The sequence below is a fragment of the Microbacterium hatanonis genome, from assembly GCF_008017415.1.
Classification (GTDB): Bacteria; Actinomycetota; Actinomycetes; order Actinomycetales; family Microbacteriaceae; genus Microbacterium; species Microbacterium hatanonis.
Genome location: NZ_VRSV01000001.1, coordinates 1,829,433 through 1,846,091, shown reverse-complemented (window position 1 = coordinate 1,846,091; position 16,659 = coordinate 1,829,433). Strand labels below are relative to the sequence as shown.

At 69.5% G+C, this 16,659-nt stretch carries 16 protein-coding genes; 12 read left to right on the top strand and 4 right to left on the bottom strand.

All coding sequences use genetic code 11. From position 1 onward, the window contains the following. The first annotated feature begins 132 nt into the window (after positions 1 to 132). From FVP77_RS08930 to FVP77_RS08915, 4 genes are all read left to right on the top strand, one after another. Entirely contained in the window at positions 133 to 1,350 is a 1,218-nt protein-coding gene (locus FVP77_RS08930; protein ID WP_147894149.1) for a sensor histidine kinase, read from the top strand. Between the two features lie 61 nt (positions 1,351 to 1,411). After that, positions 1,412 to 2,632, top strand: a complete 1,221-nt coding sequence (locus tag FVP77_RS08925) for an alanine racemase (protein ID WP_147894148.1) — start codon at positions 1,412 to 1,414, stop codon at positions 2,630 to 2,632. Next, on the top strand, positions 2,629 to 3,942 hold the full coding sequence (locus tag FVP77_RS08920) for a D-arabinono-1,4-lactone oxidase (RefSeq protein WP_147894147.1): 1,314 nt from the start codon (positions 2,629 to 2,631) through the stop codon (positions 3,940 to 3,942). Before FVP77_RS08925 ends, FVP77_RS08920 begins: the two co-directional genes overlap by 4 nt. 82 nt (positions 3,943 to 4,024) lie before the next feature. After that, a complete protein-coding gene (locus tag FVP77_RS08915) occupies positions 4,025 to 4,594 on the top strand; it encodes a LemA family protein (protein WP_116646158.1) in 570 nt (189 codons plus the stop codon). A gap of 4 nt (positions 4,595 to 4,598) precedes the next feature. Here FVP77_RS08915 and FVP77_RS08910 read toward each other — a convergent pair whose 3' ends face one another. Then, a complete protein-coding gene (locus FVP77_RS08910; protein WP_147894146.1) occupies positions 4,599 to 5,879 on the bottom strand; it encodes a winged helix-turn-helix domain-containing protein in 1,281 nt (426 codons plus the stop codon). 77 nt (positions 5,880 to 5,956) lie between these two features. On the opposite strand from FVP77_RS08910, the gene FVP77_RS08905 reads away from it, so the two are divergent. Further along, entirely contained in the window at positions 5,957 to 7,147 is a 1,191-nt protein-coding gene (locus tag FVP77_RS08905) for an AI-2E family transporter (RefSeq protein ID WP_147894145.1), read from the top strand. Beyond that, entirely contained in the window at positions 7,144 to 8,370 is a 1,227-nt protein-coding gene (gene ilvA, locus FVP77_RS08900; RefSeq protein ID WP_147894144.1) for a threonine ammonia-lyase, read from the top strand. Before FVP77_RS08905 ends, ilvA begins: the two co-directional genes overlap by 4 nt. A gap of 9 nt (positions 8,371 to 8,379) precedes the next feature. On the opposite strand, the gene greA is transcribed toward ilvA, so the two are convergent. Then, positions 8,380 to 8,871: a transcription elongation factor GreA gene (greA, locus tag FVP77_RS08895; RefSeq protein WP_147894143.1), complete on the bottom strand. Its 492-nt coding sequence runs from the start codon at positions 8,869 to 8,871 to the stop codon at positions 8,380 to 8,382. 99 nt (positions 8,872 to 8,970) lie between these two features. Beyond that, positions 8,971 to 9,363 (bottom strand): DUF4307 domain-containing protein, encoded by a 393-nt coding sequence (locus FVP77_RS08890; RefSeq protein ID WP_147894142.1) that lies wholly within the window; start codon positions 9,361 to 9,363, stop codon positions 8,971 to 8,973. A gap of 68 nt (positions 9,364 to 9,431) precedes the next feature. On the opposite strand from FVP77_RS08890, the gene FVP77_RS08885 reads away from it, so the two are divergent. Beyond that, the gene (locus FVP77_RS08885; RefSeq protein WP_121149061.1) at positions 9,432 to 9,713 is read left to right on the top strand and encodes a hypothetical protein; all 282 of its coding nucleotides are present in this window, start codon (positions 9,432 to 9,434) and stop codon (positions 9,711 to 9,713) included. A 3-nt stretch (positions 9,714 to 9,716) separates the two neighbouring features. On the opposite strand, the gene trhA is transcribed toward FVP77_RS08885, so the two are convergent. Further along, a complete protein-coding gene (gene trhA, locus FVP77_RS08880) occupies positions 9,717 to 10,409 on the bottom strand; it encodes a PAQR family membrane homeostasis protein TrhA (protein ID WP_147894509.1) in 693 nt (230 codons plus the stop codon). Between the two features lie 135 nt (positions 10,410 to 10,544). On the opposite strand from trhA, the gene FVP77_RS08875 reads away from it, so the two are divergent. The 5 genes from FVP77_RS08875 (at position 10,545) to FVP77_RS08855 (ending at position 16,576) form a co-directional block, all read left to right on the top strand. Continuing rightward, entirely contained in the window at positions 10,545 to 11,330 is a 786-nt protein-coding gene (locus tag FVP77_RS08875; RefSeq protein ID WP_147894141.1) for an isoprenyl transferase, read from the top strand. A gap of 122 nt (positions 11,331 to 11,452) precedes the next feature. Then, on the top strand, positions 11,453 to 12,574 hold the full coding sequence (locus FVP77_RS08870) for an aminotransferase class V-fold PLP-dependent enzyme (RefSeq protein ID WP_147894140.1): 1,122 nt from the start codon (positions 11,453 to 11,455) through the stop codon (positions 12,572 to 12,574). Between the two features lie 179 nt (positions 12,575 to 12,753). Next, positions 12,754 to 14,109 carry an RNA 5'-3' helicase PhoH2 gene (gene phoH2, locus FVP77_RS08865; RefSeq protein ID WP_147894139.1) on the top strand — a complete coding sequence of 452 codons (1,356 nt, stop codon included), beginning with the start codon at positions 12,754 to 12,756 and terminating at the stop codon, positions 14,107 to 14,109. A gap of 410 nt (positions 14,110 to 14,519) precedes the next feature. Further along, on the top strand, positions 14,520 to 15,923 hold the full coding sequence (locus FVP77_RS08860) for a sensor histidine kinase (RefSeq protein WP_246134030.1): 1,404 nt from the start codon (positions 14,520 to 14,522) through the stop codon (positions 15,921 to 15,923). Further along, positions 15,920 to 16,576: a response regulator transcription factor gene (locus tag FVP77_RS08855; RefSeq protein ID WP_147894137.1), complete on the top strand. Its 657-nt coding sequence runs from the start codon at positions 15,920 to 15,922 to the stop codon at positions 16,574 to 16,576. The genes FVP77_RS08860 and FVP77_RS08855 overlap by 4 nt, the downstream gene beginning before the upstream one ends. Positions 16,577 to 16,659: the final 83 nt, after the last annotated feature.

Sequence of the window (16,659 nt, the reverse complement as noted above, 5' to 3'; positions counted from 1 at the left end):
GCATGCGCGCCCCGCACCAGGGTACGGCGCGGACGGCTCCGGCGGGGAGAGACGTGCGGGCGACCGTCTGGCGACGGGCCCCGTCCGCTAGTCTGTGCATTCAGGCGCATCAGAGTTGCTTTGGGGGCAACCATGACCGTGACAGAACCGACGACCAGTGCGAGAACGCTCGTTCTCACCGAGACGGTCGACCGATTGTCGACCGCGACGAGTCCCGCGCAGGTGACCGAGATCGTCGCCGCGGCCGTGCGCGCCCTCACCGGTGCCGACGGAGCGACGTTCGTCCTCCGCGAGGACGACCAGTGCTTCTACGCCGACGAGAACGCGATCACGCCGCTGTGGAAGGGCAGCAGGTTCCCGCTGACCGCCTGCGTCAGCGGTTGGTCGATGCTGCACCGGCAGACGGTCGTCATCGCCGACATCTACGACGACGACCGTGTTCCCCACGATGCCTACCGCCCGACCTTCGTCTCCAGCCTGTGCATGGCGCCCATCCGCTCGTCCGATCCGATCGGGGCCCTCGGCGCGTACTGGGCCGAATCCCACGTTCCCGAGCCCGAGGTGGTGCGCCACCTGGAGGTGCTCGCGAACAGCACTGCGGTGGCTCTCGAGAACCTCGAGCTGCGCGGGGCCATCGCCCGACGCAGCGCCGAACGCGATCAGGAGGCCGCGCGGGCCGACGAGCTCGATGCCGCCATGCACTCGCTGGTGCATGACCTGCGCGGACCCCTCGGCGCGATGATGGGCTTCTCCGAGCTCGTCGCCGACGGCACGGCGACCGACGTCACCAGCGCCGCGGCCTACGCCCACTCCGCGCTCGGCGCCGGCCAGCGCATGTCGGATCAGATCGACCGGATGCTGTCGATCTACCGTCTCTCGACCGAACCGCTGCACATCGAGCCGCTCGATCTGAGCGCGGTCGCGGAAGGGATCGCGGCGGACCTCCGAGTGCAGGGCCGTGCCCGGAACGCCACCATCGAGATCGAACCGGCCATCCGGGTCGCCGCGGATCCCGCTCTGGTGCACCTGCTGCTGAGCAACCTCTTCGACAACGCGGTGAAGTACACCTCCACGAGCGACGAGGCAGCGATCCGACTGCGCTCCCTCGGATCGGACGGAGCGTTCCACACGCTGGAGGTGAGCGACAACGGCGTCGGATTCGACGCCCCCGAGCCCGACAGCGTCTTCCGGCCCCTCACACGCCTCCACAGCGCCGAGGAGTTCCCCGGCACCGGGCTCGGGCTCGCATCGGTTGCGAGGATCGTCGCGCTCCACGGCGGAGCGGTCTCCGCCCGCGGGGAGAAGGGGATCGGCGCTGCGTTCACCTTCTCGCTCCCGGCGGCGTCGTGACCGCCGCGGCTCGCGGTCGATGGTTCTCGGTTGAGCTCTCACGCGGAAGGAGCCGTATACGGTGTCGATCGATCTGATCTCCCGCCCGGCGGCGCGTCCGCCGGACTCGGACCTCTGGCCGGAACTCGGCAGGGCCGTCTCCGCGGTGAGCGGCCCGCTGGCGACCATCCACCTGCCCGGGCTCCGGTACAACGCGGCGGACCTGCTCGTGCGCGCGAGCGGCGTGCCGGTGCGCGTCGCGAGCAAGTCGGTCAGGGTGCGTTCGGTGCTCGACGCGGTGCTCTCGCTACCGGGGTACCGCGGCATCCTCGCCTACACGCTGCCGGAGGCGCTGTGGCTCGCGGCCGATCACGACGACATCGTCCTCGGCTACCCGACGGTCGACAGGGAGGCCCTGTCCCGGCTGGCAGCCGATGACGAGGCTGCGGCGCGCATCACGCTGATGATCGACGATCCGGCTCAGCTGGATCTCGTCGACGCCGTCGCCGCACCGGGCGCGCGGGCACGCATCAGAATCGCGATCGACGCGGACGCTTCCTGGCGGTCGGCCGTTCTCGGACACATCGGCGTCCACCGATCGCCCGTGCACGAGCCGGCGGAGGTCGTCGCCCTCGCCCGCCGCATCGTCGACCGGCCCGGCTTCGATCTCGTCGGACTGATGATGTACGAGGCGCAGATCGCCGGGCAGGGAGACGACACGGGGATCGGCGACCCTGTGATCCGCTGGATGCAGCGTCGCTCGTCTGCCGAGCTGCTCGAACGCCGCGGAGCGATCGTCGCGGGTGTCCGCGACGTCGTGCCGCTCGAGTTCGTCAACGGCGGGGGAACGGGATCGCTGGAGGGGACGGCCGCCGACTCGTCGGTCACCGAGCTCACCGCCGGAAGCGGTCTGCTCGGAGGCCACCTCTTCGACGGATACCGCGCATTCCAGCCGGCGGCGGCTGCGGCGTTCGCGCTCGAGGTCGTGCGCAAGCCCCGCCCCGACATCGTGACGGTCCTGGGAGGCGGGTGGATCGCATCGGGGCCGCCGTTGGCGTCGCGACAGCCCCTGCCGGTGTGGCCCGCTGGGCTGGCCATGTTCTCGCGCGAAGGGGCGGGGGAGGTGCAGACCCCTCTGCGCGGTGTCGCCGCACGCGGCCTGCGGATCGGAGATCGCGTCTGGTTCCGCCACGCGAAGAGCGGCGAGCTCGCCGAGCGGGTCGACCGCTACCTGCTCGTGGAGGACGACCGCATCGAGGGCGAGGCGCTCACCTACCGCGGCGAGGGGAAGACATTCCTATGACCCGTCCGGGTGGTGTCTGGCGCAACTGGGGGCGCTCGCAGAAGGTTCGGCCCCATCGCATCGAGTTCCCCGTCGACGAGGGTGCGGTCCGCCGTGCCGTAGCCGCTGCATCCGCCCGTTCCCTCACGGTGAAGGCCGTCGGCGCGGGGCACAGCTTCTCGGGCATCGCCGTCGCGGCGGGCATTATGCTCGACCTGCGCGACCTGCGAGGCCTCATCGACGTCGACCGCGATCGCGGACGCGTCCGCCTCCGTGCGGGGACGCGCCTGTGGGAGATCCCCGCCATTCTGGCGCCGTACGGACTGGCGATGCCGAACCTCGGCGACATCGATCGGCAGACGGTCGCCGGCGCGATCTCGACCGGCACCCACGGCACGGGTCTGCGCTTCGGCGGCATCTCGACACAGGTGGTCGGTGCGACCCTCGTCACCGCCGACGGCGAGCTGCTCCGTGTCGATGAGGAGAGCAACTCCGAGCTGCTCCCGGCTGTGGCGGTGGGGTTGGGTGCACTCGGCATCCTCGTCGACGTGACTCTCCAGTGCGTGCCCGCCTTCGTGCTCGACGCCACCGAACGCCTCGAGTCGCTCACCGCCGTCACGGGCGCTCTCGACGACCGCGTCGGCGCGGCCGATCACTTCGAGTTCTACTGGTTCCCCCATACCGACGACGCCGTGACGAAAGAGAACCTGCGGCTGCCGGAGGGGAGTCCCACCCGTCCGATCCCGCCGGTGCGGCGATGGGTGGACGAGTCGCTCCTCGCGAACGGGGTGTACCGGGCGACGTGCGCGGTGGGCACGGTGGTGCCCGCGACGGTGCCCCCGGTCGCGCGCGTCGCCAGCGCGCTGATGGGCAATCGCACCTACGCGGATCGTTCGCACCGCGTCTTCACGCAGTCGCGGACCGTGCGGTTCCGCGAGATGGAGTACGCGGTCGCCCTGGCCGACCTGCCGGCGGCGTTCGCTGCGGTGCGCGATCTCGTGACCGAGCGCGGGTGGCGCATCTCCTTCCCCGTGGAGGTGCGCGTCGCGGCCGCCGACGACCTGTGGCTGTCGACGGCGTCGGGCAGGGAGAGCGGCTACATCGCCGTGCACCGGTACTGGCGAGAGGACCCGACCGAGTACTTCGAGGCGGTCGAAGGGATCATGCGCGGTTTCGCGGGACGACCGCACTGGGGCAAGGAGCACTCGCTGCGCGCCGACGAACTCCGAGCGCTCTACCCGCGATTCGACGACTTCCTCTCGGTGCGGGATCGGTTCGATCCGGATCGGCTCTTCGTCAATCCCTATCTGGCACGCGTGCTCGGTGAGTAACCCCTGAGAGGCTCGGCCGCGAGTCTTCTGCGCCGACCGCCGCGGCTAGTATGAGGAAAATCGTCGAACGGAGAACCCGGCAATGTGGGAATGGCTCATCCCCGTCTTAGCCGTCGTCGCCCTCGTGGCCATCGGCGGAATCTACCTCTGGGCGACCTACAACTCGCTGGTCCAGCTCAACGTCCGCGTCGATGAGGCGTGGAGCGACATCACCGTGCAGCTCAAGCGTCGAGCCGATCTGCTGCCGAACCTCATCGAGGCGGTGAAGGGTTACGCGGCCCATGAGAAGGCCGTGTTCGAGAACGTGACGCGGGCGCGCGCCGAGACCCTGTCCGCGACCGGACCGGCCGAGGCCGGTGTCGCGGAGGGGCACATGCAGCAGGCCCTCAAGTCGATCTTCGCCGTCGCCGAGGCGTATCCCCAGTTGCAGGCGAGCCAGAACTTCCTGCACCTCCAGCAGTCGATCGTCGACACGGAGGACAAGATCCAGGCCTCGCGCCGGTTCTACAACGGCGGCGTTCGCGAACTGAACACCAAGGTCAAGGTCTTCCCGAACAACCTCTTCGCCCGCCGCCTCGGGTTCTCCGAGCGCGAGTTCTTCGAGGTCGTCGACGGCGCTGCGATCTCCGAGCCGCCGCGCGTCCAGTTCTGACGCGTCAGAGCACCGGTTCTTCCGGGGCGAGCGCGACGGCCTCGGGGGTCGTCGGGCGGTCGTGTCGTGCCGCACCGGGAAGGGCGCCAGCGAGGTCGTCGACGGCGTCGCCCCACCGCGAGACCGACACCCGTTCGAGCCCCTGCCAGGCGGCGGCCAGACGGATCTCGGCGGCGATACGGTCGGCGGCATCGGCCGGTCGCCGGTGCTCCCACCAGGCTGACTGCACGAGAAGAGTGCCCGAGGCGCGATCGGCCTTGAGGTCGACGCGGCCGACGATGTCGTCGCCGACGAGCACGGGCAGGGAGTAGTAGCCGAACCGGCGCTGGGGGGACGGCGTGTAGATCTCGATGCGGTACTCGAAGTCGAAGAGGCGCTCAGCGCGATCGCGGAACCACACGAGCGGGTCGAACGGGGTGAGGATCGCCGCTCCGGTCAGGCGGCGGGGCAGCACCGCGTCGCGGTGCAGCCAGGCCTTCGCGGGGCGCCCGCCGACCTCCCACCCCTCGACCGAGACACGGCGCAGCTCGCCCTGCTCGGTGAGTTCGTCGAGCGCGGTGAGAACGGCTCTGCGGTCTCGGATACGCCAGTAGTCCGCGAGGTCGGATGCTGTCGCCACGCCGTACGCGCGCGCCGCGCGTCGCACCAACTCCCGGATGGCGTCGGGGCGCGCCACGGGCGACGCGAGAACGGGGGCGGGGATCACCTGGTCGGCGAGGGCGTAGCGGCGCTCGAATCCACGTCGCCCCGCAATGGCGACGTCGCCGATCAGCCAGAGGTACTCGAGAGCGAGCTTGACGTCGTTCCAGCCCCACCACGGACCGCGCTGGCCGCCCGCCGCATCGTGTTCGATCTGGGCCGGGCGCAGGGGACCGCGGGAGGCGAGCTCGGTCCGCACCCACTCGACGATCTCGGAATGCGTCGCCATCCACGCGTCGGCCTTCTCGGCGTACTTGGCGCGGTGGTCGTCCATCCGGAAGCGGAACAGGGCCCAGTCCTCGGCGGGGATGAATGCCGCGACGTGCGCCCAGAACTCCACGTAGGGAGGTCTGCGCGAGAACAGCAGACGATCGAGCAGAGCGGTGTCGTATGCGCCCAGCCGGGAGAACAGCGGCATGTAGTGCGAACGGGCGAAGACGTTGACCGAATCGATCTGCAGGGTCGCCATGCGTGCGAGGGCGCCGTTGAGCTGTCGCGTACCGACCGTCGCGGGACGGGGCCTCGCGAAGCCCTGGGCGGCGAGGGCGATGCGACGTGCTTCGGCTCGGCCGAGGGTCTCTCTCACCGCGCCAGCCTAACGACGGCCACCGACACCGCTGCGGCCATGCCCGCCGCGGAATGCCCCGAGCCTAGACTGAGTGGATGAGCGATCCCGCCCCCGAATCCCGCGGTTCGTTCCTCGACGCGCTGCGTCGGCGCACGGTCACGATCGACGCACCGAGCGCCGTGCCGAACGCGCTGCGCATCGCGACCTCCTACGCATGGCGACTGCTGGTGCTCGCCGCCGCGATCGGCGTCGTCATCTGGCTGGTCATCCAGCTGAAGCTCCTCGTCATCCCGCTGCTGATCGCGATCCTCATCACGGCCCTGACCTGGCCCGCTTTCACGTTCATGTTGAGGCACCGGTGGCCCCGGTGGCTCGCCATCGTCGTGACGGTCATCGGCACGATCGCGATCGTGGGCGGACTGTTCTGGGTCGCCGTGTGGCAGATCACCCGCGACTTCCGCTCCGTCCAGGAGCGCACCGTCGCGTCGGCCGAGCAGTTCCGGCAGTTCCTCATCGACGGACCGCTGCACTTGACGGCGGCCCAGATCGACGACGGGCTCGCGCAGGCGATCGATTTCGCCCAGCAGCAGGCTCAGGTGCTCTGGACCGGGGCGCTCGCCGTGGGCAGCACCGTCGGGCACGTGGTCACCGGACTCCTCCTGACGATCTTCATCCTCCTGTGCATCCTCGCCGACGGCGGCCGCATCTGGCAGTGGACGACGCGCCTGTTCCCGAAGGACGCCCGACCCGCCGTCGACGGCGCCGGACGCGCGGGCTGGCGCACCGTCGTCACCTACGCCCGCACCCAGCTGCTCGTCGCCACGATCGACGCGGTCGGCATCGGCATCAGCGCCTTCTTCCTCGGCGTGCCGCTGGCCATCCCCATCGGTGTGCTCGTATTCCTTGGCGCCTTCATCCCGTTCGTCGGCGCCGTCCTCACGGGTGCCGTGGCCGTGTTCATCGCCCTCGTCTACAACGGGCCGTGGATCGCGCTGTGGATGCTCATCTTCGTGCTGCTCGTCCAGCAGATCGAGAGCCACATCCTGCAGCCGATCCTGATGGGCTCGGCGGTGAAGGTGCACCCGCTCGCCGTCGTGCTGGTCGTCGCGGGCGGAGCGATGGTCGGCGGCATCCCGGGGGCGCTGTTCGCGGTTCCCCTCGCGGCGTTCGTCAACGTCGTCGCGGTCTACCTGTCGTCGCGGGCGTGGACCACCGTCGGTGAGCAGCCCCTCACGGGAGATCTGATCTGGAGCACCGTGCCCCGCAAAGAGAGAAAAAAGGCATGACCGATCCCACCCTGGCCGAGTTCGAAGACGCGGCCGCCTCCCTTCGCGGCATCATCACACGCACTCCGCTCGACCAGTCGCAGCACCTCAGCGACCTCCTGGAGGTGCCGGTGCACCTCAAGCTCGAGAACCTGCAGCGCACCGGTTCGTTCAAGATCCGCGGGGCCACCTACCGGCTCTCGCGTCTCACGGCGGAAGAGCGTGCGCGCGGCGTCGTCGCCGCCTCGGCGGGCAACCACGCTCAGGGCGTCGCCCTCGCCGCACAGCAGCTGGGCATCCCGGCCACGATCTTCATGCCGCTCGGCGTGCCGTTGCCCAAGCTGCTCGCCACGCGCGGGTACGGCGCCGAGGTGATCCTCGAGGGAGACACGGTCGAGACGCCGCTGCGCCTCGCGGCCGAGTTCGCCGAGGCGACCGGTGCGGTGCTCATCCACCCCTTCGACCACCGCGACATCGTCGTCGGCCAGGGAACGCTCGGGCTCGAACTGATGGAAGACCTCCCCGATCTCGAGACCGTCATCGTCGGCATCGGCGGGGGAGGACTCGCAGCCGGAGTCGCTGCCGCTGTCAAGGCGCGCGCCGCCGCCGAAGGCCGCACCGTGCGGGTCATCGGTGTGCAGGCAGAGAACTCCGCGGCCTACCCGTCGTCGCTCGCCGCCGGGCGCCCGCTCCAGGTGGAGACCCGCCCGACGATCGCCGACGGCATCGCGGTCGCCCGCCCCGGCGACCTGCCGTTCGCTCTCATCAGCAGGCATCTCGACGACGTGGTCACGGTGACCGAGGACGACATCGCCCGTGCGCTGCTCGTGCTGTTAGAGCGCGCGAAGCAGGTGGTCGAGCCGGCCGGCGCGGTCGGGGTCGCCGCGATCCTGGCGGGCAAGGTCGCCGCCTCCGGTCCGACCGTGTCGATCCTGTCGGGCGGCAACATCGATCCGCTGCTGCTTCAGCGGGTCGTCGCGCACGGGCTCGCAGCATCCGGTCGCTACATGACCCTGCGCATTCCGTTGCCCGACCGCCCGGGTCAGCTCGCGAGGGTGTCGGAGCTGCTCGCCCAGGTCGGAGCGAACGTGGTCGAGGTGATGCACACCCGTCACGGTCAGGGCATGCAGATCAGCGAGGTGGTGCTGCAGCTGAGCGTCGAGACCCGGGGCGAAGACCACCGCGGTCTCGTGATCAGCACGCTCGAAGAGGCGGGATTCACCGCCACGGTCTCGCGCGACTGACCCCGAAGGCTACTCGCCGGAGTAGGTCTCGACCTTGACGACCTCGACCGGGATCTCCCGGCCGTTGGGCGCGGTGTACGACACCTTGGCGCCCTCGCTCTGGCCGAGGATCGCCGCTCCGAGCGGAGAGGCCTCGCTGTACACGTCGAGTTCGGAATCGACGGCGATCTCGCGGTTGCCCAGGAGGAATCGCTCTTCGCCTCCCGCGACGATGGCGGTGACGATCGTTCCCGACTCGACCACGCCGTGGCTCTGGGGAGCTTCGCCGACGGTGGCGTCCTTCAGCAGCGCCTTCAGAGTGCGGATGCGTGCTTCCTGCTTGCCCTGCTCGTCCTTCGCGGCGTGGTAACCGCCGTTCTCCTTGAGGTCGCCCTCTTCGCGAGCCGACTCGATGCGCTTCGCGATCTCCTCGCGGCCGGTCGTCGACAGGTATTCGAGCTCGTTGGCGAGGCGGTCGTAGGCATCCTGGGTGAGGAACGTCACCGGGGCGTCGCTGGACACGGTCGGTCTCCTTGGTCGTCGTGGAGCGCCGACATCGACGCCCTCAATTCGAAACGCCCCGGCATCGGCCAGGGCGTCGATCGAATGTGGGTCCTGAGTTTACGTGACCCAGCAGCTGTTGACCAAACCATTGGTCGCCAGGGCGACCGTCGGGATCTCCTCCGAAAAGGCCCGTGCGTGCGTATCGACCGCGGGGTATTCGACGACCCGCCAGCCCACGATCCCGTGCTCCTCGTCCTGCGCCTCCAGCACGCAGGTGACCCCGCGACCCGGGGGAGAGGTGATCTGGAACGTCACAGAGACGGTGTGGGCGTCGACGACCTCGAAGGCGGTGAGGTCATCGTCGATCTCGTCGATCGACCGCGCCACGGTGCCCCACCCGACCCAGCCGATGAGCCCGACCGCGACGGCTCCGATGATGGTCCAGCCGATCACGCGACGTCCGGTGGAGCGTCGCCGGCCGTATCGTTCGTCGAGCATCTGCTGGGTCATCGCTACCTCGGGTCGGAACTAGGCTGGAACTCCAGGTTAAGCGCTACCGCGCAGAACGAGGATGTGTGATGTACGCCGCGATTCTTCTCGCCGCAGTGACCCCCGAGCCCAGCGCGCCCCCGGCCGAGCTCGTCACCCCCGGCCCCTGGGGGTTCGCTGCCATCGCATTCATCGCCGTCGCGGTGTTCCTGCTCGTCTGGGACATGCTGCGCCGCATCCGTCGCGGACGGTATCGCGCCGAGGTCAACGAAGACCTGGATGCTGCGGAGGCGCAGGCGAGGGCGGCGGAGGAAGCATCCGACGTCGACGACCAGGACATCGATCCGCGCGACGATCGTTTCCGGCGCTGAAGATCATCCCGCGTGGAACGCGGGGTGCAGCACGATCAGCAGGGACGCGGTCCAGTGGCAGAGGAACGCCAGGACCGTGCAGACGTGGAAGATCTCGTGGAAGCCGAAGTGGCCGGGCCACGGGTTCGGACGCTTGAGCGCGTAGATCACCGCACCGCCCGAGTAGAGCACGCCGCCCACGACGACCAGCACCATCATGGCGACGTTCGCGGCGAACAGATCGCCCATGTACATCACTGCCGCCCAGCCGAGGGCGAGGTACAGGGCGACGTAGAGCCACCTCGGGGCGTTCAGCCAGAACACGCGGAAGAAGATGCCCAGGATCGCGCCGCCCCAGACGATCGACAGCAGGATGATCGCCTTGTCGGTGGGGAGGGCGAGCACCGACAACGGCGTGTAGGTGCCCGCGATCAGCAGCAGGATGTTCGCGTGGTCGATCCGCTTGAGGATCGCGCGGGTCCTGGGCTTCCAGTGGAAGCGGTGGTAGAGCGCCGAGTTGCCGAACAGCAGCAGCGAGGTGGCCATGAAGACGACCGACGCCCACTTCGCGGGAGCCCCCTGCGCCACGGCGATGAGCACGATGCCGGCGGCGATCGCGACGGGGAACGTTCCGGCGTGGATCCATCCGCGCCACGTGGGCTTCATCTCGTCCTGCGCACCGACCGCCGCCGCCTCGATGAGGGGCAGCTGCGGCATGTCGGGGCCGTCGTCTTCGGCCGCACGGGAGGAGGCGGGGCGGGTCACGCAACGAGCCTACGTCCGGGTGTATGCCGCCGGGCGCACGCTGTGCGGTTCCGCATGCACTGCACAGGTCGGGGGTAGCGTAGGGGCGTGACGGAGAACGGGATCAACGGGGGCAGGGGCCCTCTGTACCGCCTCTACATCAACCGACTCCGCCGTCGATTGACGCCGGATGTGGTGCCCCACCACGTCGCGATGATGATCGACGGCAACCGCCGATGGGCTCGGCAGCTCGGGTTCGATTCGGCCGCCCACGGCCACCGTGCGGGCGCCGCGAAGATGCGCGAGTTCCTGCGCTGGTGCGACGACCTCGGGGTCGGTGTCGTCTCGCTGTACCTGCTCTCGAACGACAACCTCGTCAAGCGCGACTCGCGTGAGCTCGCCGATCTCCTGGAGATCATCGCCGAGCTCGCCGACGAGGTCTCCCGCGAACCGAATTGGCGTGTGCAGCACGTGGGCCGCGCCGCTAACCTGCCGCCGGAGCTCGCGCGGGTGCTCGCCGAGTCGGAGAACCGCACCCGTGCCCACACCGGTCTCCATGTGAATCTGGCGGTCGGCTACGGCGGACGCAGCGAGATCGTCGACGCCGTGCGCAGCATCATCGCCCAGCACGACAGCGAGGGCGGGTCGCTCGAGCAACTGGCGGCGAGCCTCACGCCCGAGCAGATCGGCGAGCACCTGTACACCGGCGGGCTCCCCGACCCCGACCTCGTCATCCGCACGTCGGGGGAGCAGCGGCTCAGCGACTTCCTGCTCTGGCAGAGCGCCCACAGCGAGTTCTACTTCGTCGAGGCGCTCGGCCCCGACCTGCGCGAGGTCGACTTCCTGCGGGCCGTCCGAGACTTCGCCAAGCGCGACCGCCGCTACGGCGGCTGATCACCCGCGAGACCGCAGCGGCACGTCCAGACCCGCGCACGATGTCACGGTGTCGGCGTGCGGAGCGGGTCTCGCGGTCGCTGGCGAGCGGAACGGCGAGCGGAGTGGGAGAATAGCCGGTTGTGACCGACCTCGATACCTACGCGCACTCCTTCGGCGACGAGACGGGGTATCTCGACTGGGCGTCCTTCGGCCCGCTGGCCCCGTCCGTGGTGGCGGAGACGAACGCCGACGCCGAGCTGCTCGCGTCGGGTCGGCGGTCGAGCATCGACCTCGTGGTCGATCACGTCGCCGAGGCCGCCGCCGCCGTCGCCGAGCTGCTGGGCGCACCGGCCGACCAGGTCGTGCTCCAGCCGTCGACCGCCCACGGCCTCATGCAGGCGGTCTACGCCCTCCGCGGCACACTGCTGCTCTCGTCGGCCGAGTTCCCGAGTCTCACGGTCGCCGCGGCGCGTTCGGCGGCCCTCGGGGGTGCGCAGGTGTCGTGGATGCTGCCGCCCGCCGGATTCGTGACTCCGGAGGTCGTGCGCGACGCGCTCACCGACGACGTGACGGCGGTGGCGGTGAGTCTCGTGGACTTCCGCACCGGTTACCTCGCCGACCTCGGGGCCATCCGCGACGTGATCGGGGACCGGCTGCTCATCGTCGATGCCATCCAGGGGTTCGGCGTGGTCGAGGCCGACTTCGCTGCCGCCGATGTCGTGTGCGGGAACGGCTACAAGTGGCTGCGTGCGGGTCGGGGGACGGGCTACTCCTGGTTCGGAGAGCGCGCGCTCGACCGGCTCGATCCCGTGCTCTCGGGGTTCACGGGAACCGAGGCGGAGGGACTCCCGCTCGACGAGGTGCCGCCGCCGGTTCACCAGGCCCGCGCCTTCACGGTCAGCGCGTTCGATTCGCTGGCCGCGGGTCGCCTCGAGACGGCGGTGACCGACATCCGCGACGTCGGCGTCGCTGCGATCGGCGCGCGTGTCGCCGAGCGCGCCGCCGAGGTCTTCGCCCTGGCCGAGCAGTACGGCGTTCCCGTGACCACTCCCCGCGATCCCGCGCACCGTGCGGGCATCATCTCGCTCGCCCCCGACGCCCGGGATGCCGCACCGTTGGCCGCCGCGCTGTCGAACCACGGTCTGGCCGTCACCGTCCGCTCGGGCGGAATCCGGATCGCCGTGCACGCCGGGACCAGTCCTGACACGGTGCGCCAGCTCGATGACGCCATGGCCGCTTTCGCGGCGTCGCGCGTGTGGTGAGGAAGTTCACCTACTCGTAACGCGAACGGAGGGGCGTGTCGCTTCGCGCTGGGTGCGTTCCGTCGTAGCTTGATCGCATCGGGCAAGGCGCCCGGTCGAGTCGGCCTTCTGGATCGCGACTCGTGACCCCTGGTCGACTCTTCGCTTTCCGGGAAAGTGTCCCGGGTCGGGAGTGGGTTGTGAGCGCACGAGCACCTCAGAAGCAGCGTCGGGAGAACATCGCGGAAGACACGACGACGGAGCAGGACCTCCGCACGTACGTGCTCGATACCTCCGTTCTCCTCAGCGATCCGCGCGCCATCTTCCGCTTCGCCGAGCATTCCGTCGTGATCCCGGTGGTGGTCGTGACCGAGCTCGAGGGAAAGCGCCACGACCCGGAGATCGGATACTTCGCCCGCCAGGCTCTTCGTCACCTCGACGAGCTGCGGATCGAGCACGGACGCCTCGACTTCCCGGTTCAGGTCGGCACGGGGGGAACCTTCCGCGTCGAGCTGAACAACACCGATCCCTCGGTGCTGCCCTCGGGTATGCGCCTCGGCGACAACGACAGCCGCATCCTCGCCGTGGCGATGCATCTCGCGCAGGACGGCAGCGAGGTCACCGTCGTGTCGAAGGATCTCCCGATGCGGGTCAAGGCCGCCTCGCTCGGTCTCTCGGCGGAGGAGTACCTCGCCGAGCAGGCCGTCGACTCGGGCTGGACGGGCATCGCGACGATCGATGTCTCCGGCGACGACATCAGCGACCTCTACGAGAGCGAGGTCGCCGTCAGCGACGACGTCGTCGGTCTCCCGGTCAACACGGGTCTGATCATCCACTCCGAGCGGGGTTCGGCCCTGGGGCGGGTGACCGGAGACGGGAGCTACAAGCTCGTCCGCGGCGACCGCGACGTGTTCGGACTGCACGGCCGGTCGGCCGAGCAGCGGATCGCGATCGACCTGCTGACCGACCCCGAGGTCGGCATCGTCTCGCTCGGCGGGCGGGCGGGTACCGGTAAGTCGGCTCTCGCCCTCTGCGCCGCGCTCGAGGCGGTGCTCGAGCGGCAGGAGCAGCGGAAGATCATCGTCTTCCGGCCGCTCTTCGCCGTCGGCGGCCAGGAGCTGGGCTACCTCCCGGGCGACGCTCAGGAGAAGATGAACCCCTGGGGTCAGGCCATCTTCGACACGCTGGGCTCGGTCGTCTCGCCCAACGTGGTGGAGGAGGTCGTCGCCCGGGGCCTTCTCGAGGTGCTTCCCCTCACGCACATCCGCGGGCGCTCGCTCCACGACGCGTTCGTGATCGTCGACGAGGCGCAGTCGCTGGAGCGCAACGTGCTGCTGACCGTGCTCAGCCGCATCGGACAGAACTCGCGCGTCGTCCTCACCCACGACGTGGGTCAGCGCGACAACCTGCGCGTGGGCCGTCACGACGGTGTCGCCTCGGTCATCGAGACCCTCAAGGGGCACGCACTCTTCGGCCACGTCACGCTGACGCGCTCCGAGCGCTCGGCGATCGCGGCTCTCGTCACCGAGCTCCTCGAAGCGGGGGAGCTCTCCTGAGGAGTTTCCCGCGCTGAAGCGCGTCGTGAGAGGGGCGGGGTGCTGCAGCATCCCGCCCCTCCTGATTCATGGCGACACCTGTCGAACATGAGAGGACTCTCACCTCGGGTTCCTCGGGTTCTCACGCGTCGAGATCAGGATGGACAACAGCGAGGGAAACCTCTCTACCGCCCACCGGCGGATTCCCCCATAGAGGTACGGGCCCATCGGGTCCGCCACGGAGAAGGAGTCATCGCGATTCGGGTAACGCGACTGACGTGATCGGATTTTCCCCCAAAGATCTCCGACTCTCCCATAGCCCCCGGCGTCCCCCAGCGCCGGGGGCTCTCTCTGTGCAGGGGGACGATGGCGAGCGATGATCCGTGCGGTCCCGGTCCTTCGAACAGCGCGATAATCGGAGGATGAGTCGCATGCCGAGATTGTTCTCGGCGCGCGCGCGGATTCTCGGGGCCGTCCTCGCCGTCGCGTGCGTCGGCCTCATCGTGGTCGGCGGAGTCACCTTCTGGGCGCAGCGCGATCATGTCGTCACAGCCATCGACCATCAGCTGGAGGCATTCGCCAGCGCGTTCACGAACGTCTCGGGTGTCGACGCGGCCGAAGAGATCGTCGTCGACACGGTCGGCGGCCCGACCGAGGGCGCACTGCTGCTGTCGGACGGCGTCGTGGTGGCGACGGCATCGCCCTCGTCGGGTCTGGATCTGGCCGCAGATGCAGCGTTCATGGATCAGGTGATCGGTGCGCCCGAGGGGCTCGGCACCGCGGTCGGCGACGACGGGATGTACCGGTACGTCGTCGTGTCGGTCGGCGACGCCGAGATCGTGAGCGCGGTCTCGTTCGGCGCGCGCATCGAGCTCGTGCTCCTGGGAGTCGGCACGTACGCGATCGCGGCCGCCGTCGTGCTCTTCGCCATCGGCACCGTGGGATGGTTCGTGACGGGTCGGCTGCTCCTGCCGATCCGCCGGCTCCGCGAGACGGCGGACTCCATCACCATCTCCGACCTCGGCGCGCGCATCGCCACCGACGGCACCGACGAGATCTCGGATCTCGGCCGCACGATGAACTCGATGCTCGACCGTCTCGAGGGGTCGGTCGATGTGCAGCGGCAGCTGCTCGACGACGTGCGGCATGAGCTCAAGACGCCGATCACGATCGTGCGGGGCCACCTCGAGATGATGGATGCCTCGGATCCGGACGACGTCGCGAACGCGCGCGAGATCGGCATCTCCGAGCTCGACCGCATGACCCGTCTCGTCGACGACATCGACCTGCTCGCCGCGGTCGAGGGGGGCGGGTTCTCGATGGGCGTCGTCGACGTCGACGCTCTCACCGCCCGGGTCGGAGAACTCGTCGCCGTCATCCCCGGGCACCCCTGGTCGGTCGAGCAGCGCGGGCGCGGGCGCGTCGAGGGCGACTACGACCGGCTCCTGCAGGCGTGGTTGCAGCTCGCCGACAACGCCTCCAAGTACACGCCCGAAGGGTCGCCGGTCGAGATCGGCAGCTCCGTCGACGATCGCGGCGCGCTGCTGTGGGTGCGCGACCACGGACCGGGGATCCCGCCGGCTACGCGTCACCGCATCTTCCGCAGATTCGACCGCGCTCTCGGCAAGCGCACCGTCGGCGGCTCCGGGCTCGGACTGGCGATCGTCGACGCGATCGCGAAGGGGCACGACGGGCATTGCGCCGTCACCGAAACGCCCGGCGGCGGGGCGATCTTCACCATCCATCTTCCCCTGGGACGGAACACGGCACCCGCCGGGTTCCCGGCCCCCGTGCGCGCCGGTGACGTCGTGCTCCAGCGAGAGGCCGCCGGATGACTCGTATCCTCATCGTCGAAGACGAGAGCCGCATCTCGGCCTTCGTCGCCCGCGGACTGGAGTCGGCGGGGTATCAGACCGCCGTCGTCGAAGACGGCGAGGAGGCTCTCGAACGCGCCATGTCGGGCGAGGTCGATCTCATGCTCCTCGACATCGGGCTGCCCACCATGGACGGGTTCGAGGTGCTCCGCCACCTCCGCGGACAGGGCTCGACGTTGCCGGTGATCATGCTCACCGCGCGATCCAGCACGAGCGACACGGTCGACGGACTCGACGCCGGAGCCAGCGACTACATCGCCAAGCCCTTCAAGTTCGACGAACTGCTCGCACGGGTGCGGTCGCGCTTGCGCGAGAACGTTGCGACCGCGACGATCGCCGTGTCGCACCTCGATGTGAGCCTCGACGTGCTGACGCGCCGGGCCACCGTCTCGGGGCGCGAGGTCGATCTCAGCGCGCGCGAGTTCGCCCTCGCCGAGCAGTTCCTCCGCCACCCCGGCCAGGTGCTCAGCCGCGAGCAGCTGCTCAGTCGCGTCTGGGGAATGGACTTCGATCCCGGCTCGAACATCGTCGACGTCTACGTGCGGTACCTGCGCGGCAAGTTCGGCCACGACCGCATCACGACGGTGCGCGGAGCCGGCTACCGCTGGGAGTGACCGCCTCCGCACCGCCGATCGCTCCTACCCTCCTCAGGAATGTGGCGCATTCCTGCGACTGACGCCACCGATCGGTAGGGTCA